Origin of the sequence: Nostoc sp. (assembly GCF_036917515.1) — a bacterium.
Classification (GTDB): Bacteria; Cyanobacteriota; Cyanobacteriia; order Cyanobacteriales; family Nostocaceae; genus Nostoc.
In genome coordinates this window covers 1-25,009 of record NZ_JBALDE010000148.1, presented here as the reverse complement: position 1 = coordinate 25,009, position 25,009 = coordinate 1, and the positions used below count along the sequence as shown (strand labels likewise).

Below are 25,009 nucleotides of genomic sequence, written 5' to 3'. Positions count from 1 at the left end.
CGCTTCCCATTGGAGATATTCGTCAGGGGTTAAGTGGTATTTATTAGGTGTTGCAATCATTGCCTTTTCTCCCGGCTTTTCTTGTATTTTATATTCTCCTTTTTTGGTTAAATTTTGACGCGCACTCGTCCGGTTAATAGGTCTGACATTAAACCTTTTTTTAATAATTTGAGTTTTTCTAATCGTGTTTCTTTGTTAGCAATTTCTTTTTCATAAATATCAAAATATTCCAGTATGTATTTTTGTTCTTCTAAAGTTTCAGAAAGTGCAATAGGAAAAGCATTAAGCGCACCAAGCGTTACTGTCTTTTGAGCATTCCCAAGAGCTACTTTATCTGCATAAATTTTGCAATTTGGGCTATTTAGCCATAAACAAAGATATCCAGGAATAATTTTTTCTTGATTTGGAAGAATATATGCAATATGGCGCTGAAAACTAAATTGTCTGTTGTCTTGAATGAGGGCTGCGTGACCGTATGAGCCAACGACAGTATATAAAATCAAGCCGTGTTTTGGCTCTTTACCTCTAGATATTTCTTTATAAATAGTTTCAGCAATTCTTGCAGCTTGTTCCCATAGAATTCGACCGTCTCTTATACAAGACACATATAAAAATGGTATGCCAGTATCAGAGGTAGTTACCGACTGATGCGAACCATCTGTAACACGTTCACATATAGATTCAAGCCTTACAACATCCCAATCTTTGGGAATTATCCCCAAGAGCGATCGCATTTGTTGCTTTGGCGAACTCATTTGTTACTTCGGCGAACGCATTTGTTACTTTTGCGAACGCATTTGTTACTTTTGCGATCGCATTTGTTGCTTTTGCGAACTCATTTGTTGCTTTTGCGATCGCATTTGTTGCTTTTGCGAACGCATTTGTTGCTTTTGCGAACTCATTTGTTACTTTTGCGAACGCATTTGTTGCTTTGGCGATCGCATTTGTTATTTCGGCATACGCACGAGTTACAGAATAACGGTTTACCCTACCCTTCGTTGCAACAAAGTCATCGGGTCAAAACCGTGACTAGTAAACAATTCTTGCTTTGCATCCACCTCAGACTTGGGTACACCACCCAAAAGATGCGATCGCACATCTTGAGGTTCTGGCGGTGGGGTATTATCAGCATAGCGGCGAATATTGCAGTTGTATTCGTAGTCAGCTAATTGTTGTTGAGTCACCACCGCCGCATAACCAGGAATCCCAGGATAATCGGCATTGGTTGTAAAATCTTCATAAGCTGAGACAATTTTTTCTATATGTTCAGGACGCAAAGAATTTTGAGCGCGTCCAGCCTGAAATTAAATTCGGCATCAGCATTGATAAATAACACCTTACCTTGTGTCGCCTTTGGTTTAGCACCTTTGGGACGCATCACCAAAATACACGCCGGAATCCCCGTCCCATAAAATAATTGTGGTGGTAAGCCAATCACTGCCTCTAAATTATCTTCTTCAATAAATAACTGGCGAATTTTCTTTTCTTCACCACCGCGAAACAGTACCCCGTGAGGCATTACTGTCGCCATAATTCCATCTTGCTTTAACACCGCTAGCATGTGCTGGGCGAACATCAAATCAGCTTTTCCACTCGTAGGGCAAAAAACACGGAATCGGTCTTTAAACTCCATATCATTATCTTTATTACCCCGGCTGTAGTTTTGCGAAAACGGTGGATTACTCAATATTCGGTCATAATGCTTTAAGTTACCCCCCTCTTTAATCGGCACCATCAAAGTATCGTCATTCTGAAGCACAGCATTGGGGATACCATGCAGCAATAAATTCATCTTGCAGATAGCCCAAACTCCCCCGTTATTGTCTTGTCCGTAAAGTCTCAAATTGCGAGAATTTCCACCGTGTTCTTCTATGTGCTGCTTAGATAAAATTAACATTCCCCCCGAACCCACACAGGGGTCATAAACCTCCATCCTTTCTTGGGGGTTGACAATTCGCACCATTAACTTCACCACTCCACGGGGAGTATAAAATTCACCGCCCTTTTTACCAGCAGAGTCAGCAAAGAAATAAATTAAATACTCATAGGCTGCACCCAATAAATCGGGAAATTCTAAATCTTCATTCCGTAGCGATCGCTTGTCAAAATGTTCTATCATTTGACGTAATTGCAAATCGCTTAAGGTACTTTTGCCACCTACCTGCCGATTAAAATCAATATGCTCAAAAACATCCCGCAGCACCGCTGGATTAGCATCAGCAAGACTATGTAAGGCAGTATTAAGTTTATTACCTATCTGTTGATGAAAGGTGTTAACTATAGTACTCCAACGAGATTGTGGTGGTACAAATAACGTATAAGCTTCTCTATCAGTTGGAACATAGCGTTTAGGATTGTCAGCCCTTTCCTTAGCGGCTTCTTCACTCTCCCCTTTATCCATAAATTCCTTAACAATTTGCTGATAACGCACCTCAAACACATCAGCAGCCCGCTTTAAGAACAACATCCCAAAGATAAATTCCTTATATTCAGAAGCGTCCATTTTGCCGCGTAAAATATCAGCCGCTGCAAATAAGTGACGTTCCAGCTTTGGAAGTGTAAGTTTTGCCATAACAGTAGAATCCCCGGCTTTTGACGCTCAGAAACTTGCCTTTACTTCGTGGGTGTCACCACTTATGGATAATATAGGACTCATATTTGATTTTTGTTCAAAAATCAGTACACCTTTATTCCTTATTCCCAGTCCCCTACCTCTACGAGTGATTTAGGAATCAAATCGGATTCCTATATAGGCGGACAGTATCACTTAATGTTTTGTCGTCAAGCTAGTAGTTACAACTGATATCATTTCTTTGTGATGCTGCGCTAAACCTTTGAAAATAATTGCTTACTCTTACACCGATCCGCTATTAGAATCTTCTCCCGATCAAGCCGATTGGGGATGGGAGGTGGATCGGGTTTATGAAGATTTGGGCAAGCCAGACTCTTCTGAACGATCGCAATTACAACAATTATTTAGCGATTGCCAAACTGAACCAGCAGATTATCTCCTGATTCGTCGATTGGAAGAATTGGGAGATACTGTAGAGGAAATTAGCGATCGCCTCAATCAACTCGAAGTTATGGGAATCGCAGTAATCGCTACTGAACAACCTTACACTTCCGAAAATTACCCTCTAGGCGCTGACTTGCTGAATTTGCTACACGCAATCCAACGTCAGCAACGTAGTCGCCGCATCCGCCAAGGACACGCCCGTAATCGTCTTGAGGTTGCACCACCACCGGGCAAAGTTCCCTACGGCTATCGCAGAGGTCAGGGAAAATATACCATTGATCGCAGTACTTCACCAGTAGTCAAAGATTTTTTTGAACACTTTTTACTCTATGGTTCCCTGCGGGGTTCAGTGCGTTACTTGGCGAAAAAATACGGCAAGAAAATCTCTGTCACCACCGGAAGACGCTGGCTGATTAATCCAGTCTATCGCGGCAATACAGCTTACCAAAATGGTGAAATTATCTCCAATACCCATATTCCGATAATTTCTAAGGAAGAAGCAGCCCAAGTTGACCGACTTTTACGCCGTAACAGCCGTTTACCATCTCGAACTGCTAGCGCACCGCGTTCTCTGGCTGGGTTGGTTGTCTGTACTGAATGTCAGTTGCATCTAACAGTTACCCGTGTTACTCAACGCAACCAAGATAAAGAGTATCTTTATTTACGTTCTACTAGCTGTCCCCAACGCCCCAAGTGTAAAGCTATTCCCTACCAAGAGGTGTTGGAACGTACCATTGAAACCGTTTGCCGTGATTTACCTCTGGCGGTAGCAGGAATGAATTTTCCTCAGTTGGATGCAGTCAAGAATAGTTTAGGACAAGCGATCGCTCGTCAGCAAGAAATACTTGCTCAGTTACCCGCTTTAATTGAAACTGGAATTTTAGATGCCGAAACAGCAAAGTTAAGGGCTTACAAACTCCGCACAGAAATTTCTGCACTCGAAGCAAAGTTGGCAATTCTCCCTCCAGTTAACTTGCGTTCTGTTGCTCAAGCTGTTTCTATACCACAATTTTGGTTAGATTTGTCAGAAACAGAACGAAGATTTTACTTTCGAGAATTTATCAAACAAATTGAGATTGTTTGTCAGAATCAAGAATTAAAACTCCAAGTTATTTTTATTTTTTGATTTAATTTAAATGCTATTTTTCAAATGGTTGATCCTTAGTATACGCAACAGGTTTTGGCCCTGCATTCCGTACATTGATAAATTTATTGAGGATCTCAAACCAAAAAGGCGCACCCATAGCAATCGCAAAACCACTGACTATCCAACCACAAATTAATTTAACAACTTGTGAAATTCTGATGTAAACTCTATTCGATTTTGTCGTATCTAATAATTCAAACTGTTGATTAATATTTTGCCATCCAATTGGTATAGAAGAATTTCCTAATAGTTTTTCAATATCTCTTCGGGCTGCTTCATCATTGATATAATCGATTCGTTGACTTGCACTTTGAGTAATAGTAGAGCGGATAACCGAATCCTCCGATAGTCTTTTAACCAAGTGAAATGTATCAGTATTGGTTAAAAAGGCAACTGATATTCCAATTAAAATAGCAACTCCTTTGGCATTGCGCTTATAAACACCGCTTGCTCGATCCATCGAACGATCAAACCATGTTTCTACTTCATTTTTAAATTGATTCGCTTCTTCTGTAAGGTCGCCAACTTTTATTCTGCTACGTTGAGCAATTACACAAAGGCTCTTAATTAAATTATTAGGTACTTCATCAGGTAACTCATTATTAACAAAATCTATAAATTTCTGGTCAATTTCTCCATAAACTTCTTGAATTTTCATATAACTTGCACTCGTTGGATCGTTTATACCTTTTTTAAGTTCTTTATAAGAGGCTAATATCATGTACAAGTTGGTTTTTACTTCTTCACTAGGATGCTTAACATGATTAATTAACTGAGAAATTTTTAAAGTATCTAATAAAGTAGTTGCAAATGTTTCAGAAGGAAGATAGGAAGGGCCGCTTTGTTTTTCTAATATTCGTTTATCAGGGTTTTTATTAATTTCCTGGAAATGCTTTTCTATTTTACCCTTGGCTTGGTGATTCAATGTATTAATCAATGGATCATTATAAAGTTTCTGTACCAACTGGATTGCATTAATAATATCTGATTTTTCACTTTCACTACCACCTGATAAAAGTAATTCAATTGAAGTTCTTAAATGTTTAGCTCTCCATTGTAATAATGTGGCAATTAGTTCTTGGATTTCCGAAGCTAGTAAGCTCAAAATCAAGTAAATAAAAACTAAGCCAAGAGTAATATCTACGACTACAGGTAAATTCATTGACAGTCTCCAATATTTTTTTAGTTGTTTATTGTTCTAAAAAGTACTTAAAAATTGTACAATATAGATGTTTTAATTAAATAACTACTTAATTAAAGTTAAAAAAGTCTAATTTATTTAGAGATATTTTTAATGATCAAATTAAACTTTCATGTAACAAATAATTGTGTTTTATCTCAAAGCTACTGTTAAAAAATATAAATAATTCATTTGAATATTCAGTATACGGTTTTAGCGTAGCAATCACTTACTAGTTTTATGAAATTAACTAAATAAAAAGATAAAAAGTAAGTCCTGAAGATTTAAAATAGTACAGCACGGCGGAAATAAACATACTATTTCAAATGGCGTAAGAGCTTGAAATACAATTATGCGTGACTTTCGCCTTGCGGTACTAACCGTCACCTTCAAAATAAAATACAAGTTTATTTACGGATTATTTAAAAAGTAGTAAATAATTGATTACTTGTATTATTTTTATCATTTATTGGCTTAAATGTTATTTAAATAACCAATATAAGTTTTTCAGAAAATAGCGCTAATTATAAAAATTTGAGTTAACCTTGGAAACTAGCAAATGTTAAGAACATAGGTTGTTACTGGGTGGCAACATTGGAGATTCGCTAGATGTCTCTATGTAATCAAACCAGCAAGTAAAATGATTACCAGAGAATATGCAAGAAGGAAGCTTTATTTGGAGTCATTTGGAAAAACAGCATCGCACGGTTGGCAAATGGATTGATTGGGTATGGCTGATAGTATTGCTGTTGGCAGCAGTATTACTGTTTAGCATCAATCTGGGAGGATTGCCGCTGCGAGATTGGGATGAAGGTACAGTGGCACAGGTTGCTCGTGAAATTTGGCACGCTCCAGCAGGTTCAATGCCTTGGCTTTACCCAACGTTAGGAGGCGAACCATATCATGACAAGCCGCCTTTGATGCATTTGCTGATTGCTTGGGCGTATTCTTTGGGAGGCGAAAATGAGTTGACAACGCGCCTACCTGGAGCAATTTTAACAGCAACATCTGTACCTTTACTGTATTGCATTGCTCGAGAAATATTTCGCCAACGTTGGGCTGCTATTTATGGCGCCTTGATTTATCTAACAATGCTACCTGTGGTGCGTCATGGGCGGCTGGCAATGTTGGATGGGGCGATGGTAAGCTTTTTGATGGTGATGATGTTGTGCGTGCTGCGATCGCGCCGAGATTTACGTTATTGTCTTGGTGTTGGCATCAGCTTTGGGTTTATTTGTTTAACTCAAGGACTGCTAGGTATATTACTCGGTGCGATCGCATTTGTATTTCTGTTTTGGGATACACCACGACTGCTCACTTGTTACTATTTCTGGATAGCAATCTTAATTGGCATTCTACCTGTGGTTGCTTGGTATAGTGCCCAACTGATTCACTATGGTTATACTTTCGCCCAAATTGGCCTTGCAAACCCATCACCAGTCCGAATTGGCTCAGTTGTAGAAGGAAATTCTGAACCACCTTGGTACTATGTGATTGAACTTCTCAAATACACATGGCCGTGGTTATTATTCTTACCACAAACTATCCGCTTAACCTGGGAAAATCGTAATCTTAGTTGGGCGAAACTAGTAATGGCGTGGAGTGGGGTTTATCTGCTGGTAATTTCTTTCATGATTACCAAAGTTTCCTGGTATCTATTCCCGATTTACCCTAGTTTAGCCTTAGCTTTTGGTATCCAGTTATCAGAAACGGAAAATTCGCCTTTACTCTCATCTTATCCCCGTACTTGGGTTGCCGGTTTGGCAATACTTGCTGTGGCTGCTTCTGCTGGTAGTATTTATTTTAGTTCGGGTACAACACCAAAAACAGACTTACAACTGATTTTTGCCGCAGTAGCTTTAACTATGACCTTAGCAGCTATTTTGGCAGAACGAGGTGATGGACAATTTCTAAAAATTCTGTTTTGGGGAAGTTATATTTCGCTGCTGCTGTTAATGAAATCTAATTACTGGGTTTGGGAATTATCACAAGCCTATCCAGTTAAACCAGTCGCCGCCATGATTGTACGAGCAAATCCAGCGACGAGGAAGATTTACACATCTTTTCCCTACCATCGTCCCTCGTTGGATTACTATAGCGATCGCACCATTATTCCTGCTTCTGTTGGTGAACTAGAATATTATTGGCACTACAACGGTCAACCCTACTTCCTGCTTCATGCATCTGCTTTCAACAATCTTGAATTAGAGTCGATGAAGCTAATTGACCAAGCTGAAGGTTGGAAATTAGTCACAAAAGATACTAATCGGCTCTAAATATGGGGCATTAGGCATTGCTTTCTCCCACTCCCTTATCTTCCCTTACTTCTCCTGCCCCTCTACCCTCCTGCGTTTTCTACTACCTACCTAAGGCCAAGGATTCGCAGGTTGGTCACTAATCTTAACCCAATAGCGGGTATATTGTGCCAAACCGTTTTTATAGCCATAGGCTTCTGCCCAGAAACTCCATCCAGCGGAATACCCAGTACCATCATGGAATTCTGCCATCCGATATCCAGAGATACCACGAATAATTTGTCCTACCTGGTTGCATATATTGTCTGCAACTGCTTCAGACGTTAATTGCTTTCCTTGGATATTGGGAATCACCAACACTGTACCGCCAGACCAAGAGGCTAAAGTCGCACCGCCAGGAGATATGCTAGACAGAGGTAGACCCACTGGTACTGGAGCATTTGTCTTTTTAATGCAGAGCAGTGAGCGATATTTGTTGATACTAGTGTCGCCTTCATAAGGATTAGTACCACCAGGTTGATCATTATCTGAACCGAACAAAACATAGGTTTTGGAGTTAAGTACTAAAGGTTTTCCGAACACTTTCCAGGTCATTGCCTTAGGATTCGCTTGAGCGGCAGAAATTGAAACAGTCATCATCAATCCAACTGTTGCGACACTGGTTGCTAAAATTTTGTTGAACATGGTTTTTTTACCTGAAACAAAACCACTTTTAAAATTACAACAAATTAAGTAATTTATCTGAAATAATATTTTTGGTTTATAAAAGTTAACAATTGATATATTTTGAATTCTTTAACATTTTTATAAGAATTTTCACTACTACAAAATAAACCTTCAGGAAAAAATCAGATTGTTGCCGAAAAGGTAATTAGAATCGTGTGGCGATCACCTTCTTCTAAAAAGTGTAAAAAGTCCAAGATTTAGTTTGAATAAATGATCAACTCCCTAATCTCGCGGGTAAAACCGCAAGATTAATTAAAAAATATTTATGCAAGATATCTAGATATTTTTGCCAATTGTAACTTCAGCGATCGCTAAGTGAAGATTTATATCGTGAGCCATTAGGCATAATCGCACCTTCCAGGAAGGCATTACGCAGTTCATCGTCACTCACTTTAGCATTCTTGAGATTAGCACCAGTTAGATAAGCTCCCTCCAAATTAGCACCACTCAAACTAGCATCTCTCAAATTTGCACCACTCAGATTGGTATGACTCAAATCTGCACAAATCAAATTAGCGCTACTCAAATTTGCACTACTAAGATTAGCCTGATTTAATTGAGAAAAACCCAATTTTGCATAACTTAAGTTTGCACCACTAAGTTTAACCTGACTGAGATTAGCATTATCTAAATTGGCATAGCTGAGATTGGCATTAGTAAAATCACTTTCCATTAAATTAGCTTTACTCAGATTGGCATAGGAGAGATCAATATCTACTAACTCCGCACCAGGAGCATCCAAACCTCTTAAAGAAACACCATCCTTATTCAAATCTTGCAGTGCCAAAATTCTGGCATAACTAACTTTCACACCGTGTGCTGCATCAATCGTACTCCAGGCTTGATAATGAAATTGTTTTCTACGATCTGGAGCTTCCTTAATGAATAGAACTACCGCCACCACCAAACTGATAGTGTCAGCAGCACCCAAAATCTTTGCCAGCACTGAATTCTCATCAACAATTACAACAATTACAGTAAAAATAACTACTGAAACTATACAGACTAACCATGTTGGTGCTATCCAGAAAGTATCAATAAGTTTCTTGGGAATTTGTTTGAAGACTTCACTTAATGGCTGTTCTGATATTTTGGTCTGAAATTGCTGAGAATTAACGACAAAATCATTGATAATTTCTTTTAGAACTTTACCATTTAACTGAATTGATATCAAAGATTTATTCTCTACTTCTGCTGTAGATTTAAATAGCTGATATTCTTTTTTGCTTTCTGTTTTTAATGTTGCAGGTTTTGCTAAAACTTCAGTTTTTTTTTCAGCTTGGACAGGTTTTGGTGAAGATTCTTCTCCCGCGCCTTTTAACATCAATGCAGTAATAGCTCTAAAAGCATCTAGCCAAGCTTTTTTGACTTCAAGAGTCCAATCTTGCTGGAGATATTGCTCAAACGTTACCAGTAGTGCTTCCCCAACTGGTCCATAATATTTGGGAATAGCTCCATAGCCGACGTGTCTAGCTCCTAGAGCCTTAAGAACTGGTTCTAAAGCTTCTGGGTTGCGGAGATTTTCTACTACTAAAACTAGAGAGCTTAATAGTTTTTTCTCTTGGTTTTTCATATCTGTTTTAGTAAACAGTGGTTTCACTTCTGGGTGAGCTTGAAAAAGATTATCGTAGAAACTAGCTGCAAATTCATCGGCGCGTGGTTTAACTTTTTCAAAGCTTTGCTCTAAAAGTTCAACATTTAAAGACATACTTTTTTCCTTTAAAAACTCAAATTTTCTAATTCCTGCCATAAAGTAACTATAAAATCATTAGTATCCTTAATACCTATATTTGCCAGTGCTTTCCACTCTTCAGTAGTGTAATCTAAATCCTGTCCCATAATGTCTTGAGTCCAATAAGGCAACTTAGATGGATTTTCTATTAGGTCATAAGTCATTTCCAATATTTTTGTTCCCGGAGTATTTTTACCAGCCTTTGTAGTCAGGCAAAAAGCCAGTAATTTAGCTAGATTGCTTTCTGGAGGAATAGATATTAGGAAAGCCATATTTTGTGCTAAGACAAACTTATCTAATTTCATATTTATTTTTTCCTAATTTAAAAATACTTTAACCAAGGGTTTTTATTCTCGATTTAGTAAGTAAAAATGTATTTTATTCAAATTTATGTTAAAAGACTGATGTCGATTGCGCTATAAAATACTTTTTATGATAAGGCAAAGACTTTTTTAAATCTCATTTACGATGGGATTTAAAAAGTCTTTGTCAGCTAAATCAGTAGATTTAGCAATAATTAATTATCTTGTTACCGGGGATGCAGCAGCAGAGACAACGTTAAGGTTAGCAACCAACCCATAGGTTGATACATACTCTTCTAACTCTGCTAACTCAACCGTGCCATTTTTATCGGCATCAAGAATATTGAAAAGAAAATCAGTTACGTACCTCCTGACATCTTCAGAACTACGTTCGCCTGTTGTCATATCTTCTATTCGACCTAAAAGCTCCATAATCTCGTCTTTATCGAGTGCATTGCTGCCATCTGTATCCAATTGCTGGAAAAGTTTTCTCATATCTTCTGTTGCCATTCTCGAAGAACGCAGTGTTTCTCGCAGTAATTCATTACCAAATGAATTCATAAACAATATCTGCTCGATGAGTGGTATGCAGAAGAACCCCAGTGCTGCCCAAAAAATTGCATATCTTACAGCTTCAGGATTTGCAGTTGCACTAACTCCGAGAAAAAGAGCTGCCCAAAGGAAAAAGTTGGGATTAACAAGCAGGATATAAGCATCCTGAGCTTCTGCCTTGATCAGCTTGTCTTTTGTAAACACTGAAGTTAATACGGCAAAGACGCGCATTAAGATAAAGACTAATGTTGCTACTGCCAGTTGTTGCAGACAAGCTAAGGAGCGGTTCGCATCCGTTGATGAAAATAAATCACCCAAGAATGTTGATGGAGTAAACTGAAACCCAGTTACCAAAGCCATTAATGCGACAGCAAGCACTCCAATAAATTTCCAGTTCTTACTGTGGTGATTTGATTCAACAGGAGATTTGTCACGCCAAAATTGAGCGATCGCTCCCGGTATTGCCAAACCAACAATTAGAATCACACCGAAAAATATCAAGCTTGAACTGTTAATTGGTAATTGTTTTGCCAAGCCAAATGTCACAATCAGTGCCACTGGAGCGATGATTGATAATGTCCTTGATAAGATAGCCGAGGGATAAAGATTACCGCCCCAGAGTACCGATAAAACTGGGGAAGTAAGGGCGGGTGGAACCATCCAAAAAAGCACCCACATAACTTTGTACAAATCTCCCGGATTTTGATATAAGATTCCAGAAAATATTAAAAGTAGCCCAACTACCCATCTCACCAACATCCAAGCGTAGACTATATACTTCACTGTTGAAGTTACTTTGCGTTTACTCGCTGCAAAGTCAATGTCCAGGTAAGTATAAAACGTTGAAGCCGCTAGACAGGCAACGATTATTGCTCGAAATAGTTCTGAGGGAATTCCGACTGAGGAGGTGCTGATTGCCCTTACCAAGCATCCCAGTAAGAACGTAGCAGCATAGAGCAAAATTGCCCACATAATTGACAGATCGTTGATCTGTTTACGCACCGAAGCTGCACCGCCAGATTCCTTGTCGCGAAACTTGATTAACTCCTCACCACTGAGAGCTTTACCGTTAGGGAGTTTCAGGTGTTCATAAGCAGTCGGTGGTAAATCACTTAAATAAAGTGCTAGAGGCTCTAATACATATTGGTGGCACACTACTAAAACAGTTTCGCCCCGTTGCAAGTGCGGTACAACTTTGTCCTCGTAAAAATGTGCAGCGCGATAGTAAACTTGGGCAATCTTCTCGCCAGCCGGAGGTGCTTCGTTATGGGAATGCAACATTTCCTCAAAGCCTTCGTAGCCAAGGGCAAGACGAAGTAGATTTAGATTACGACCCGCAAAAATACCAAAGGATTTCTCGCTAATCCGATGGTCAATCTCAACAGGAATATCAGGTGACTTCAACGCCTGACTTTCAGCAAGAGCAATTTCACAAGTTTGCCGCGCCCGTCTCATGTGAGATACGTATACTGCATCAAACTTGATATTTTTTTTCTTAATGTCAGCGCCTGCACGGCGTGCCTGCAACCTACCAAATGCGGTGAGATCAACATCTAGTACTCCTGCAAAAATGTTGCGTTCGTTGCTAGTGCTTTCACCATGCCGAATAAAGTATGCACGTCCTGGATAATCATCTTTTTGTGCAACAGACGCGCTGCTAGAGTTATTAGTTTTTACCACGATTGTTAATAAGTAGTTTGAAGTTCGATATGTTAACCCTCTTCCATCACTCTCACCAACTAAAAATCGAAGCTAACTTTTCAATCTCATATAGCAATAGGTTTGAAATCTTTATTTTTTAACACAATCCTATTAATCATGATTTTTGAGCAAAAATTTTGTAAATTAAGAAACTTAGCTTTATTCTCTGATGATAGTAATTAAAGATCATTAGAGAAGAATAAGGCGAAGTCACAAATTTATCAATGGTTTTTTCAGTTAACTTTTTACAAATTTAGTAAAGAATTAATGATTTTTCTACAATAAAGAAATATTTACTTGCACAGTTTGGCAAAAATAAAGAGATCGTACTTGGTGGAACAAGAAGTCATCAGGTTAATAACTGTTGTTTGGGTGCATTATATACTTGCACTTTTGAGAATGGTTTCCCTGACAGCACCTAAATTAAAATTATCGGGAGGACTGCACTTAAAACTTTTGTTCAACTAATAATATATATAGATACGACTAAAAATAAATGTAAAGATGTAGTACTACTACGTCTTTACAAGAGTTATAGATAACCTATATTTAATTTCATTAGATGTCTAAAAGGCGATCGGTTTTTGAACGGACATAATATAAAACCGCGTCCTATTTGGGGCAATAAGACACGGTATTATCAGAGTATTTAGTTATAATATTACAAGAATCAAAGTAGAATTTGATTTATACAAAAGTAATCCATTTACTGAGATTTGCTTCCTGGGTCATTAATTTTCTCTGTTGTGGGAAGAATTTGGTTATCATAGCTTGTCTTTTCTTGGGTCAAAGCAATCGCACTAAAGAAAATGGCACTTCCTACAGCCAAGGCTACCATAGGACGCTTGAGTAAAACAAAATCTCTGATAATCCTCGCTAAAGGTCGGCTTTGACGACGTAGCGATGAAGACATCATCAATTGTCTCCAAGTAAACGGATCGCGGACATAATGACCACTTTGGCAAACTACTAGCCTTTCCTGGCAATAAGGACAGCAAAACAAGCCCATACGCGTTTTAACTGGTTTGGGTGTAGCATTTCTTTGGCAAATTGGGCAAGTAACATAATGATTATCAAAAGTGTGTATATTCATTTACCTCGTCCGCCTAGTCCATTTCTCGCTCTATAACCATAGCTATATTGAATTGAGATCAATGTACGATCTAACATCAGGCATCAATCATACATACATTCTATTACTACCAAGGTTGGCTTAATGGTGGCAACACGAGTATAGCTAGATTTAAGCAAGGATGACTCATAGTTAATGTTTACGGGTGCATCCACCCAGCCGAAAAAACTTTGTTGTCTGTAGAAAAAATAGCGTTGGCGATCGCTCGCACTTCACTAGTCGCAGCTACGCCTAACTTAGGTATCGCTGACCCTTAAATAATTCTCTCTCATTTAACCATTCTCTCCACAAAAATTTTGCACAATGACGTTTTTAGCTAAAGCTTTGGAAGTTAAGCAAATAAAGTCTACTTGTCCGGTTGCTAAATAATGGCTCACAATGATAAATAACAGATAAAAATTTAAATTTTTTCTTACATTTACCCCGCCTCTCAATGACTCTCTTGCCTCCCACTCAACTAAGGAAGGTAACGGAACAACCTGCCTTTCCTACACCTTCCGCTCGTTTAGCTTACCTAATTAATCGTTTTCAACCATCCCCAGAAACAGTTGTGCTGTTTTTAGCCATGCTCATTGGCGGTGGTACTGGTATGGGTATAGTCACCTTTCACTATTTAATCCAGCTGATTCACCAGTTGATGCTGGAAAATTTAATGGGTCAAATTGGCATTTGGGGTGCTTGGACTTTGGCCTGCGTTCCTACCCTTGGCGGATTAATTGTTGGTTTGATGCGCTGGCGCACTCAAGACTTTGGCCCTGGACTTTCATCTTTGATCGCCGCTTCTCAGGAAACAGAGATTAAGCGACCACTACGACCAGTGACAAAAATGCTGGCTGCATCTGTTTCTTTGGGGAGTGGTGCTTCTTTGGGGCCAGAGGGGCCGAGTGTGGAAATTGGTGCAAATTTTGGAATGTTGTTGTCTGTGATCCTCAATGTATCTCAAGAACGACGACGTTTGCTGTTAGGTGCTGGCGCGGCGGCTGGACTGGCTGCGGGATTTAATGCTCCCATCGCTGGAGTCTTTTTTGCCCTAGAGGTGGTGATGGGAGCTACATCTTTTGCTACTTCTGCTGTCAGTGTGGTGCTGCTAGCGGCGGTCGTAGCAGCATTAATTGCTCAAATTGGTTTGGGGGCACAACCTGCTTTTGATTTACCTGTTTACCAAGTTCGCAGTCCTTTGGAATTACCTCTTTATCTTGGTTTGGGTTTAGGGGCCAGCCTAGTTTCTCTGGCTTATACTCAATCAATTCGTTTAGCAAAAGCTTGCTTTGCTGGGAAGGTTCCAGGTTTTGATTTTTTGGGACGAATTCCTCAGCCAATTCATCCAATTATTGGCGGTGCAATCATTGGCGCTGTTGCTTTGCACTTTCCGCAAATTCTGGGTGTCGGTTATGAAACAGTAGAAGCAATGCTTCAAGATGTGGAATTTCCACTCTACTTATTAGTGGTGTTGTTGGTGGTGAAGTTATTGATGACTGCAATTAGTGCGGGTAGCGGTTTCATCGGTGGTTTGTTCGCACCAGCAATGTTTTTAGGTGCTTCTTTTGGATCGGCTTACGCCAAAATCTTAGCTGTAGCATTCCCGACAATTTGCGATCAAATGGCGGCTCCCCCAGCTTACGCAATGGTGGGAATGGCAGCAGTGCTGGCTGCTAGTGTGAGAGCGCCGTTAACGTCTATTTTGATGCTGTTTGAATTAACCCGCGATTATCGAATTGTTTTACCGTTGATGGCAGCTGTAGGTTTGAGTGTTTGGCTAGTAGAAAGGATTAAACCAACTTTTAATTCTAACTCTAATCTACAACAGATTGGGCTTTCAGAATTGAAAGATGAACAAGCAGAAATTGTGCAGCAAATTTTGGTCGAAGATGCTATGTACCCCTGTCCCAAAAAGTTACCTGCAACCCTGGGAGTATTAGATGCAGCTGTGGAAATGATCCGCGATCGCGTTCGTAGTGCTTTAGTATTTGATCAAGCAGAGCAATTAGTTGGTATACTTTCTTTGGAAGATATTAACCGTGCCCTTGCTATTTGGCAAACATACCCAAATTCCCTAACTGAAATTCCAGATAATTTATCCAGTCAAACCCTCATAGACATTTGTACTACTGAAATTCTCTATGCATGGCAAGATGAACTTTTATCTGAGGCTTTAGACCGGATGAGTCTTCGAGGTTTACATCAATTACCAGTGGTAGCACGAGACAAACCCGATCGCATTTTGGGTTTATTAGAAAAAGAGCAAATTGCATTAACCTGTAATTTAGCAGTAACGCGCAAAGCACTTCGCCACTATTACCAGTCTTACCCACTACAGATATAGTCATTAGTCATTAGTCATTGGTTTTCACAAAAGACAAATGACAATTGACTATTTATAGTCATTGGTTTTCACAAAGGACAAATGACAATTGACTAATGACAAATTATTAAGCTGTAGCTTCTATGGCTTCATCATCTTCGCGATCTTCTGGATCTACCTGTCTCAGACGAATGTGCTTTTTGCCTAAAGTGATCACAAACTCATCTCCTGGTTTCAGATTCATCTGTTTTGTATAAGCTGAACCTATAAGTAAGTTACCATTCGATTGCACGCTAATTCTATAGCTAGCACTGCGTCCACCACGCCCATTAGCACTGGGTGTACTGTCTAACTGAATGCCTTCAGCATCAATTAGGGCATTTAAGAACTTCATCATATTGACACGCTCTATACCATTTTTGGTAACGGTATAGTAGCCGCACTTCTTGGCTTTGTCTTCTTTGCTCTCGTTCTCTAGCTCTTTGACTTTTTTGAGCAGTTCTTCACCGATTAGGGGTTCAATTTTTTTCTGTTTAGGCATCAACTTAGGTCGAAAATGAATGTTTGAAGTGTTTGAATCGATTTTATTTTAGCTGAGGTTGAGCTAATAGGAATATAATCCTTTAGTTTTTATCTCAACCTAGCCAAGTATATTACACTCAGATGCACAATTGTTATGCCATTACCAATATTGCCAAGACAATCTATTTGAAAGAATACTGGCAATGCTGATAACTATATATATAGTTTGTGAATTACTGCTAGACTATATAAGTTTTAAGTTTTCTAAACTAACGCTCAAGAGGTTGTCTATTTCTTAAGGATGAGAACTCAGTCACAGAATGATAAGCAAAACTGATCCTTAGTTATTGGTCATTGGTAATTAGTCATTGGTTATTTACAAATCACAAACTAAAGAAGTCTAAGAGTCAGAAGCCGACATCAGAATTTCTTTTAAGGGAGATGCAGTGCCAACGAAGACAAAGGACAAACAAAACTTGCCAAAATGAAATTAACTACCAGAGGACACTATAGTGTGAAGGCGTTGCTAGATTTAAGTTTACAGCCAAGATATGGGCCTGTATCTGTGAGAGCGATCGCTAAACGCCAAGATATTCCAGCTCCTTACCTCGAAAAACTACTAATAGAAATGCGTCGTGCGTCTTTAGTGAAATCAATTCGTGGTAGCATCGGCGGATATCAATTGGCCAGAGAGCCTGCACAAATATCTATAGGACAAATTTTAGAAGCTGTTGGCGAGATTAGCTATTTACCTCATCACACCCCAGCACCCACACAAGCTGAAGATTGGGTAACGTTTAGCCTCTGGCAGAGACTCAACCAAAAGATCAAGGAAGCTTTATACAGTATTACTCTGGCAGACCTTTATTACGATGCTCGAAGTCGGCAAGCTTCCCTTGGAGAAGAAGCTAGTTTTGTGGTTTAGTCAAGAGCAAAGCCAAAGACGCTCCACCAAGGCGTCAATAGTCCAAATATTGAGCCTTGACTTTTAACTCTTGACTGGTGACTTATGACTAATAATATCTATATCTTAATAATTGCAGCATTTTTAGATTACTTAATTGGTGATCCTTGGGATTGGCCTCATCCAGTGCAAGTTATGGGGTGGGTAATTTCTCGCTTAACCAAATTTTTTCTCCAGTTGTGTCAAAATTCTCTAACACAACGCCTAGCTGGAATTGTACTAAGCATTATCTTAATAATTGGTAGCGGTCTTGTTGGCTTTTTGATTATTCAAGTTGCCAAATGGGTTCATCCACTCTTAGGAATTGCAATAGATAGCATTCTTTTGGCTAGTTGTTTTGCTGGCAGAAGTCTGCGAGCAGCAGCAGAGGCTGTTTTACAACCTTTAACAGTCGGAGATTTGGAGAAGGCTCGGAAGATTTTAAGTAATTACGTTGGTCGAGATACCCAAAACCTCTCACAAGCAGAAATTTCCCGAGCGGTTTTAGAAACGGTTGCAGAAAATGCCACCGATGGAGTAATGGCTCCGCTTTTTTATGCAATTGTTGGTGTCTTTATCCCAGCTGTGGGGCCAACTCCCTTGGCTTTAGCATATAAAGCTAGCAGTACCCTCGATTCAATGGTGGGCTATCGGGAAGCACCCTATACTTACTTAGGATGGTTCTCTGCGCGGTTAGAAGATTATTTGACTTGGCTACCTTGTCGGTTAACAGTCGTGACTCTGGCGCTGTTATCGGGTAAACCGATGCATATTTGGCAAATTTGTTGTCGGGATGCAATTAACGATCCTAGTCCCAATTCTGGTTGGAGTGAGTGCGCCTATGCTGCTTTTTTGGGTGTGCAGATGGGAGGTACAAATTGGTATCGGGGGGTAGCTAAATACAAACCACTACTAGGAGATGCTATTTATGCCATTACTACAACTTCTATTGAGAATGCTTTGCAGCTGACTCGATATTGTTTTTTGCTATGGTTAGGGATAGCGATCGCTATATTCTTAATGCTCCCAAATAGGTAATGATAAATATAAAGTTAGGGGTTAGGAGTTAGGAGTTAAGAATAAAAACTCCTAACTCTTAACTTATCACTCCTAACTTATGACTCGCTATGTCTGCTAAAGTAATTGAAATTCTCTCATCCGAAGAAATCCGTCGTACCTTGACTCGTCTTGCCTCTCAAATTGTTGAAAGGACGCGTGATTTGTCTCAACTGGTGCTTCTTGGTATTTATACTAGGGGTGCATTATTAGCCGAATTATTGGCGCGTCAGATTGAGACGCTCGAAGGTGTAGCAATCTCAGTTGGTGCTTTGGACATTACATTTTATCGAGATGACCTTGACAAAATTGGATTGCGGACTCCAACGAAAAGCGAAATTCCTTTTGACCTTACTGGGAAAACGGTTGTACTCGTGGATGATGTGATTTTCAAAGGACGGACGATTCGCGCTGCTTTGAATGCAGTCAACGATTACGGTAGACCAGAGGTGATTCGTTTAGCTGTGTTAGTAGACAGAGGCCATCGAGAATTACCAATTCACCCAGATTTTATTGGCAAGAAGTTGCCTACAGCTAAAGAAGAAATTGTCAAAGTTTATTTACAAAATTCTGATGGACGAGATGCAGTAGAGTTGATTGCAGATTAGGCTATAGAGGCAGAAGGCAGGGGGCAGAAGAAACTCTTTGTGTTTGATTTTAAATCCTGGATTTTTTACCCTACTTAGTGCTGAGTAGTGAGTACCTCAGCAAGCGAGTGAATTTAGAATTACTTAGTAGTTATGTACTTGGGTTTGAGTAAGGTGGCTTGTGGGTGGTCTTGTAACTCAGCACGGCTGTAAAAAATGCCCTGTTACCACTAACAGCACTCTTCATCTCATCTACTTGAAAAATGCTGTCAGTAATAAAGCATACATGAGATTACGAAGGGTAACTGCGAAAAGAAGTTTGTACAAGCTCATTAAAAAATAAAGATTGTTTACGCTGTCTTGCCAGAAAACCACAATTCCTAATGAGAAAATAAGACATCCAAGCAAGCGAGCGCCATTTGATTTTTAACAAACCTGTTAATCAGATCCAATTTTTTCGAGTTGAAAGCAAATAAAAACATACATTATGGGAGATGACTTAAAGATTAGTGCTCAAAATACTCCTGAAAGCTAGTCCTTATTTAATAAGGTTTGTGTAGAATTTGGTAGTAAGGTTATTTACTTGATTCTCAATTGCAACAATCCAGGTTTCATTTATGAGTCAGTCTTTTTCTCAAAACCAAGCAAGACAAAATCGTCAACAGAGATACTGGCAACAAAAATGGAGTTTAAAGACTAAAGCAATAGTTTGGGCACTAAGTATCAGTGTACTTCCTATAGTTGCAATTGGAACAGCTACTTACAACTATGGCACTAATTTAATTAATACAGAAATTCCGCAATTTAGACAAGAAGGTGCAAAAAATTTAACAGAAAGTGAACTTGATCTACAAACACAATTGTCACTCTTGTTAACTGGTATGGGAGTGACAGCAATTTTAGCAGGTGCGATCGCTGTTTTTGTAACAAATCGAGTGATGAGTCGAGTCAGCAAGGCTGCTGCAACTTCTAATAATATTAAAAATAAGCTACGTCCAAACAGTGAGTTTACTCAATTCATCGCTAGCCAAGATGAATTAGTGATGTTAGAGAGCAACATAAACTTATTCACAGATATGCTTTCGGGTTTGCTACAACAAAAAGAAACCGAAGCTGATTACTCCCAGCTATCGATAAAAATTACCCAGTGGGTTCGAGAATCATTCAATGAAGAGGATGTTCTCAAAACTACCTCAGAAGAAATTCGTAAAGCTTTAAGTATTGATCGCGTAACCATCTTTTGTTTCAACTCCAACTGTAATGGAACCTTTATCGCCGAATCAGTAGCACCTGGCTTACCGAAAATGTTAGGGGTTACAATCTCTAATACTGGGTTTGAAACAGGATATATAGAAAAATATCAGAATGGTTGCATCCGGGCTATTGATGATATCTATCAAGCCAATCTCAGCGATGGTGATATTGAGATGCTAGAGCAATTTGCTGTCAAATCTAATTTGGTAGCACCGATTATCAAAGGCAAGCAGCTATTCGGTTTATTGATTGCACATCAGTGTTCTAGACTTCGCTTTTGGCAACAGTCTGAGATTGATTTGTTTGCTCAGATAGCCATGCAAGTAGGATTTGCTCTTGACTACGCCAAGCTTCTACAACAAGTAGATACCAAGGCAGATCGAGCTCAAGTATGTATCGAAACTACCCGCAGCATTCGCCAATCACTCAACGAAGAGGATGTCTTGAAAACGACTGTAGAAAAGGTTCGCAAAGTACTGAGTACTGACCGAGTGCTGGTTTATAGCTTTAACGCTAATTGGGTTGGAACTGTGATTGCCGAATCAGTGGTTCCAGGTTATCCAAAAGTTTTGCGAGCCGAAATCCAAGACCCATGTTTCACTCAGGGTTATATAGAACAGTATCAGTCTGGTCGCGTTCAAGCCACAAACAACGTTTATGAAGCAAGTTTGACTGATTGTCACATTAACCTGCTCGAATCCTTTGCTGTGAAAGCAAATTTGGTTGCCCCCATTCTCAAAGATGAACATCTATTTGGCTTATTAATTGCACATCAATGCTCCAGGCCCCGTGATTGGCAAAAGCCTGAGATTGATTTATTTGCCCAGATAGCGATGCAAGTGGGATTTGCTCTAGACCATGCCAGACTCCTGCAACGAATCGATGCTGAAGGTGTTCAAAGTCGGTTGCTGGCGGATACGATTGGCAGCATTCGCCAATCGCTCAACGAAGAGGATGTCCTGAAAACCACCGTAGAAGAGGTTCGTAAAGTACTGAGTACTGACCGAGTATTGGTTTATAGTTTTAACCCTGATTGGTCTGGAATTGTAATTGCTGAATCAGTTGTTCTCACTTACCCAAAAGTTTTGCAAGCTGAAATCCGAGACCCATGTTTTGGTCAAGGCTATGTAGAACAGTATCAGTCTGGTCGCGTTCTAGCCATAAACAACATTTATGAAGTCGGTTTAGTTGATTGTCACATTAAACTGCTCGAATCCTTTGCTGTGAAAGCAAATTTAGTAGCCCCCATTATTAAAGATAAGCAGCTATTTGGCTTGTTAGTTGCACATCAGTGCTCCAAGCCCCGTGATTGGCAACAATCTGAGATTGATTTATTTGCCCAGATAGCGATACAAGTAGGATTTGCTCTCGACCATGCAAGACTCTTGCAACGAATCGAAGCTGAAAGTATGCGAAGTCAATTATTGGTGGATATTATCCGCAAAATTCGCCAATCACTTAAGGAAGAGGATATTATCAAAACTACTGTGGAAGAGGTTCGCAAAGCACTAAACACTGACCGAGTGTTGGTTTATAGCTTTTACGCTAATTGGTTCGGAATTATTATTGCTGAATCAGTGGTTCCAGGTTATCCCAAAGTTTTGCGGTCTAAAATCCATGACCCCTGTTTCACTCAAGGCTATGTAGAAAAGTACCAGTCTGGTCGCGTTGTCGCAATCAACAACATTTATGAGTCTAGTTTGGCTGATTGTCACATTAAACTGCTCGAATCTTTTGGTGTGAAAGCAAATTTAGTAGCACCAATTATTAAAGATGAGCAGCTATTTGGCTTGTTAATTGCACATCAGTGTTCTGAACCCCGTGATTGGCAACAATCTGAGATTGATTTATTTGCCCAGATAGCGATGCAAGTAGGATTTACTCTCGATCATGCTAGGCTCCTACAAGCGTATCAAGCTACTGAAGCTAACTTTGATGAATAGTTTTGTGGGAGATTAGTAAAATTTGTTAGCAGCTATGCTTAACGAACACCTCGTCGTTAAGCATAGCGGTTCTTGTACCCTACAGGAAGCCGCTATATGTCTATGTATGCAATAAAATTTGACCTCACTCCAAACCTCTTTTTTTAGGAGAGAGGCTTTGAATTCTTTATTGGGAATGGGTTGGGGTTAAGTCTGTATTAGTATTTTTACGTTAGGCTTAGTGTAACTTTTGACGAAGAAGCTGCCAGAGCGATCGCTAATGGTAAAATTTGATGTTCTTGAATTTGAATCCTGGCGTGGAGTGTTTCTGCTGTATCATCTGGCAATACTGGTACTGCGGCTTGCATTAATATTGGGCCGCTATCCATTTCTAAGCAAGCTATATGCACTGTACAACCAGTGATTTTTACCCCAGATGCCAAGGCTTGTTCTACAGCATGGATTCCCTTGAAACTAGGTAACAAACTAGGATGGATATTAATAATTCTCTCAGGAAAGGCATTAATGAAAACTGACGTTAATAATCGCATCCAACCTGCCAAAATCACCCATTCCACATTATAGTACTGCAATGTCTGCACAATTTTCTCATCAAACTCTTCTCTACTTTGATAGTTGCGGTGATTTAATAAGACAGTTTCTACACCTCTATTGGCTGCTCTTACGGCTGCCTTAGCCGAGGGGTTATTGTAAATTAAAACTTGAATTTGGGCATTTAGCCGCCCATCTTGGATAGCTTGAGCAACTACATCAAAATTGCTGCCATTCCCAGATGCCATAATTCCCAGTTTTAAAGGGGCGAATTGTTGACAAATATCGCTAATACTAGGAGAAACCAAGCCAAGGGTAGAATCAGAACGGAGGGTCATAACAGCTAAGAGGGTTAATTATAGATGCCAAAAATATATACTAAGTCGTGGTTGGATAATGATACAGTAGCCGCGTGGATTTTTCTCACACCAGCACTAATTTTGCTCGGTGTTTTTATCATTTGGCCGATCGCCTATTTGTTTTACCTCAGCTTCACTGCTGGTAGTTTTACCTTAAAAGGTACTTATTGGATAGGCTTAAAAAACTATTGGCGCTTGCTACTCAACCCCGACTTTTGGCAAGTTCTGGGTAACACCTTTTATTTTACGGTTGCCACCATCATTCCCAGTTTAGTTATCTCTTTGGGATTGGCAATACTATTAAACCGCTCCATTCCCTTGCGGGGCATCCTGCGAAGTGCTTATTTTTTACCCTCAATTATTTCAATTGTGGCAGCAGGTTTAGGATTTCGCTGGCTGTTTCAAACATCAGGGCCAGTTAACGGACTTTTAGTTTTTTTTGGCATTTCAGACATACCTTGGTTAGGAGACACATTTTGGGCAATGCCAGTAATTATTTTAATGAGTATTTGGAAACAACTGGGTTTCAATATGGTGGTTTTTTTAGCAGGGTTGCAAGCAATTCCTCCCAGTCGTTATGAAGCAGCAGATTTGGATGGAGCAAATGCTTGGCAACAATTTTGGTATATTACTTTGCCCGGATTGCGTCCGACTGTCATATTTGCAATCATTACTACCGCAATTTTTACATTGCGGAGTTTTGAGCAAATTTTTGTGATGACTGGCGGCGGGCCACTGAATTCGACTAATTTGCTGGTTTACTACATTTACCAAGAAGCTTTTGGTCAATTTGATTTTGGTTATGCAGCAGCAGGAGCAACTGTGTTATTAGCAGCAACGTTGGTACTAATTTATTTGCAACTGCAAACTTGGGGAGAGGAATAAGGGAGGCAGGGAGAATTTTGGAAGTTGCTAAATCATACTGCAAATATGCAATGCTAAAAAATGTTGTGCATTCAATTAGAAACAGCTAGAGTTTTTACTTTTTATATAGGCTGCGATATTCCCAAGGATTTACAAATTTAGTATCGCTCCAAACGCCGAGCCGTCGTGCCTTCGCCTCAGTTTCGGCTTGTTGAACTAAGTCTTTACTAGGACACTTATTTAAATAGGGACGATATACTTTTGCTAAACCTTCTTGCAACAATACTTGTTGCACAAAAGTGCCATTTTTTAAACGGACTTCGGCAATTTTACGCCCGTAGCGATCGCTATCAGTGATATTCAAGGTTACGCGATCGCCTCCTTGTTGCACCAGTTGTTGTACCCGTTCTTGGGCTTTCACACCCCAAGTAAATTGATTGCGATCACTAGTGCGTCTACTCTGTTTTTCTTTGTTTGTATGGGCTATTTCTGGTGCATCTAGACAAGCAAAGCGCACAGTAAAGTTTTTACCATTAGTATCTTTTACTACTAAAGTATCACCATCACTGACTCGCTCAACTGGTTCTCCAGAATTACCGATAAAGCGATCGCAGCCGATCAAACCCCAAATTATGATAGTTGCACAAAGCCAAAATCGCACTGGTTTTGTTAATTTATCCATCTAAACTTCCCAAATTACCTCTGTGGGATGATACTAGCAGAATACAAAGATATATTTATTTACTTGTCACTGGAAGCATAACTTTTCCGTCAGGGAAAGCTTATGCTTCTAATGCATCTTGGAAATATTATGGGTTCTTGGCAACTTTTGGTGATCTAGGTTAGGGGAAGGCAGAGGGCAGAAGGCAGAAGGCAGAAGAAAGAAAGGAATAAGTAGTAAATTC

At 39.5% G+C, this 25,009-nt stretch carries 19 protein-coding genes and 1 pseudogene; 8 read left to right on the top strand and 12 right to left on the bottom strand.

The window, feature by feature from the left end:
* Positions 1-107 precede the first annotated feature (107 nt).
* From V7K89_RS19105 to V7K89_RS19095, 3 genes are all read right to left on the bottom strand, one after another.
* The gene (locus tag V7K89_RS19105; RefSeq protein WP_335189802.1) at positions 108-755 is read right to left on the bottom strand and encodes a restriction endonuclease subunit S; all 648 of its coding nucleotides are present in this window, start codon (positions 753-755) and stop codon (positions 108-110) included.
* A 228-nt stretch (positions 756-983) separates the two neighbouring features.
* Entirely contained in the window at positions 984-1,277 is a 294-nt protein-coding gene (locus V7K89_RS19100; protein WP_335189800.1) for a hypothetical protein, read from the bottom strand.
* Positions 1,259-2,572, bottom strand: coding sequence for a type I restriction-modification system subunit M (locus V7K89_RS19095; protein ID WP_335189798.1), 1,314 nt, complete (start codon positions 2,570-2,572; stop codon positions 1,259-1,261). The genes V7K89_RS19100 and V7K89_RS19095 overlap by 19 nt, the downstream gene beginning before the upstream one ends.
* 262 nt (positions 2,573-2,834) lie before the next feature.
* On the opposite strand from V7K89_RS19095, the gene V7K89_RS19090 reads away from it, so the two are divergent.
* Positions 2,835-4,142, top strand: coding sequence for a recombinase family protein (locus V7K89_RS19090; protein ID WP_335189796.1), 1,308 nt, complete (start codon positions 2,835-2,837; stop codon positions 4,140-4,142).
* A 13-nt stretch (positions 4,143-4,155) separates the two neighbouring features.
* Here the strand turns inward: V7K89_RS19090 and V7K89_RS19085 are convergent, their stop codons facing one another.
* Positions 4,156-5,325, bottom strand: coding sequence for a hypothetical protein (locus tag V7K89_RS19085; protein ID WP_335189794.1), 1,170 nt, complete (start codon positions 5,323-5,325; stop codon positions 4,156-4,158).
* A gap of 674 nt (positions 5,326-5,999) precedes the next feature.
* Here V7K89_RS19085 and V7K89_RS19080 point away from each other — a divergent pair.
* Positions 6,000-7,619, top strand: coding sequence for an ArnT family glycosyltransferase (locus V7K89_RS19080; protein ID WP_335189792.1), 1,620 nt, complete (start codon positions 6,000-6,002; stop codon positions 7,617-7,619).
* A gap of 90 nt (positions 7,620-7,709) precedes the next feature.
* Here V7K89_RS19080 and V7K89_RS19075 read toward each other — a convergent pair whose 3' ends face one another.
* The 5 genes from V7K89_RS19075 to V7K89_RS19055 form a co-directional block, all read right to left on the bottom strand.
* Positions 7,710-8,282 carry a hypothetical protein gene (locus V7K89_RS19075; RefSeq protein WP_335189790.1) on the bottom strand — a complete coding sequence of 191 codons (573 nt, stop codon included), beginning with the start codon at positions 8,280-8,282 and terminating at the stop codon, positions 7,710-7,712.
* Positions 8,283-8,625: 343 nt separating this feature from the next.
* Positions 8,626-10,032: a pentapeptide repeat-containing protein gene (locus V7K89_RS19070; RefSeq protein ID WP_335189788.1), complete on the bottom strand. Its 1,407-nt coding sequence runs from the start codon at positions 10,030-10,032 to the stop codon at positions 8,626-8,628.
* An 11-nt stretch (positions 10,033-10,043) separates the two neighbouring features.
* Positions 10,044-10,361, bottom strand: a complete 318-nt coding sequence (locus V7K89_RS19065; protein WP_335189786.1) for a hypothetical protein — start codon at positions 10,359-10,361, stop codon at positions 10,044-10,046.
* 216 nt (positions 10,362-10,577) lie between these two features.
* A complete protein-coding gene (locus tag V7K89_RS19060; protein WP_335189784.1) occupies positions 10,578-12,590 on the bottom strand; it encodes a histidine phosphatase family protein in 2,013 nt (670 codons plus the stop codon).
* Between the two features lie 727 nt (positions 12,591-13,317).
* On the bottom strand, positions 13,318-13,704 hold the full coding sequence (locus tag V7K89_RS19055) for a hypothetical protein (RefSeq protein WP_335189782.1): 387 nt from the start codon (positions 13,702-13,704) through the stop codon (positions 13,318-13,320).
* Between the two features lie 472 nt (positions 13,705-14,176).
* Between V7K89_RS19055 and V7K89_RS19050 the strand changes: the two are divergent.
* Positions 14,177-16,080, top strand: a pseudogene (locus tag V7K89_RS19050) (chloride channel protein).
* Between the two features lie 92 nt (positions 16,081-16,172).
* Here V7K89_RS19050 and V7K89_RS19045 read toward each other — a convergent pair.
* Entirely contained in the window at positions 16,173-16,586 is a 414-nt protein-coding gene (locus V7K89_RS19045; protein ID WP_335189780.1) for an AbrB family transcriptional regulator, read from the bottom strand.
* A gap of 465 nt (positions 16,587-17,051) precedes the next feature.
* On the opposite strand from V7K89_RS19045, the gene V7K89_RS19040 reads away from it, so the two are divergent.
* The 4 genes from V7K89_RS19040 (at position 17,052) to V7K89_RS19025 (ending at position 22,350) form a co-directional block, all read left to right on the top strand.
* Positions 17,052-17,492, top strand: a complete 441-nt coding sequence (locus V7K89_RS19040) for an Rrf2 family transcriptional regulator (protein ID WP_335189778.1) — start codon at positions 17,052-17,054, stop codon at positions 17,490-17,492.
* A gap of 84 nt (positions 17,493-17,576) precedes the next feature.
* Entirely contained in the window at positions 17,577-18,548 is a 972-nt protein-coding gene (gene cbiB, locus V7K89_RS19035) for an adenosylcobinamide-phosphate synthase CbiB (RefSeq protein ID WP_335189776.1), read from the top strand.
* Positions 18,549-18,637: 89 nt separating this feature from the next.
* On the top strand, positions 18,638-19,174 hold the full coding sequence (gene pyrR, locus V7K89_RS19030) for a bifunctional pyr operon transcriptional regulator/uracil phosphoribosyltransferase PyrR (protein WP_335189774.1): 537 nt from the start codon (positions 18,638-18,640) through the stop codon (positions 19,172-19,174).
* Between the two features lie 596 nt (positions 19,175-19,770).
* Positions 19,771-22,350: a GAF domain-containing protein gene (locus V7K89_RS19025; protein WP_335189771.1), complete on the top strand. Its 2,580-nt coding sequence runs from the start codon at positions 19,771-19,773 to the stop codon at positions 22,348-22,350.
* Between the two features lie 206 nt (positions 22,351-22,556).
* On the opposite strand, the gene purN is transcribed toward V7K89_RS19025, so the two are convergent.
* Positions 22,557-23,219: a phosphoribosylglycinamide formyltransferase gene (gene purN / locus V7K89_RS19020; protein ID WP_335189769.1), complete on the bottom strand. Its 663-nt coding sequence runs from the start codon at positions 23,217-23,219 to the stop codon at positions 22,557-22,559.
* Between the two features lie 24 nt (positions 23,220-23,243).
* Here purN and V7K89_RS19015 point away from each other — a divergent pair, with 24 nt between their 5' ends.
* Positions 23,244-24,125 carry a carbohydrate ABC transporter permease gene (locus V7K89_RS19015; RefSeq protein WP_335189767.1) on the top strand — a complete coding sequence of 294 codons (882 nt, stop codon included), beginning with the start codon at positions 23,244-23,246 and terminating at the stop codon, positions 24,123-24,125.
* Positions 24,126-24,219: 94 nt separating this feature from the next.
* On the opposite strand, the gene V7K89_RS19010 is transcribed toward V7K89_RS19015, so the two are convergent.
* Complete coding sequence (locus V7K89_RS19010) at positions 24,220-24,786, bottom strand: thermonuclease family protein (protein ID WP_335189765.1); 567 nt, start codon at positions 24,784-24,786, stop codon at positions 24,220-24,222.
* Positions 24,787-25,009: the final 223 nt, after the last annotated feature.

Bases quoted from the DNA above. Each gene is read 5' to 3' on its own strand.
- V7K89_RS19105 (WP_335189802.1), bottom strand. From the start codon at position 755: ATGAGTTCGCCAAAGCAACAAATGCGATCGCTCTTGGGGATAATTCCC.
- V7K89_RS19015 (WP_335189767.1), top strand. From the start codon at position 23,244: ATGCCAAAAATATATACTAAGTCGTGGTTGGATAATGATACAGTAGCC.
- V7K89_RS19080 (WP_335189792.1), top strand. From the start codon at position 6,000: ATGCAAGAAGGAAGCTTTATTTGGAGTCATTTGGAAAAACAGCATCGC.
- cbiB (WP_335189776.1), top strand. From the start codon at position 17,577: ATGACTAATAATATCTATATCTTAATAATTGCAGCATTTTTAGATTAC.
- V7K89_RS19095 (WP_335189798.1), bottom strand. From the start codon at position 2,572: ATGGCAAAACTTACACTTCCAAAGCTGGAACGTCACTTATTTGCAGCG.
- pyrR (WP_335189774.1), top strand. From the start codon at position 18,638: ATGTCTGCTAAAGTAATTGAAATTCTCTCATCCGAAGAAATCCGTCGT.
- purN (WP_335189769.1), bottom strand. From the start codon at position 23,219: ATGACCCTCCGTTCTGATTCTACCCTTGGCTTGGTTTCTCCTAGTATT.
- V7K89_RS19025 (WP_335189771.1), top strand. From the start codon at position 19,771: ATGAGTCAGTCTTTTTCTCAAAACCAAGCAAGACAAAATCGTCAACAG.
- V7K89_RS19085 (WP_335189794.1), bottom strand. From the start codon at position 5,325: ATGAATTTACCTGTAGTCGTAGATATTACTCTTGGCTTAGTTTTTATT.
- V7K89_RS19045 (WP_335189780.1), bottom strand. From the start codon at position 16,586: ATGCCTAAACAGAAAAAAATTGAACCCCTAATCGGTGAAGAACTGCTC.
- V7K89_RS19065 (WP_335189786.1), bottom strand. From the start codon at position 10,361: ATGAAATTAGATAAGTTTGTCTTAGCACAAAATATGGCTTTCCTAATA.
- V7K89_RS19010 (WP_335189765.1), bottom strand. From the start codon at position 24,786: ATGGATAAATTAACAAAACCAGTGCGATTTTGGCTTTGTGCAACTATC.
- V7K89_RS19040 (WP_335189778.1), top strand. From the start codon at position 17,052: ATGAAATTAACTACCAGAGGACACTATAGTGTGAAGGCGTTGCTAGAT.
- V7K89_RS19075 (WP_335189790.1), bottom strand. From the start codon at position 8,282: ATGTTCAACAAAATTTTAGCAACCAGTGTCGCAACAGTTGGATTGATG.
- V7K89_RS19055 (WP_335189782.1), bottom strand. From the start codon at position 13,704: ATGAATATACACACTTTTGATAATCATTATGTTACTTGCCCAATTTGC.
- V7K89_RS19070 (WP_335189788.1), bottom strand. From the start codon at position 10,032: ATGTCTTTAAATGTTGAACTTTTAGAGCAAAGCTTTGAAAAAGTTAAA.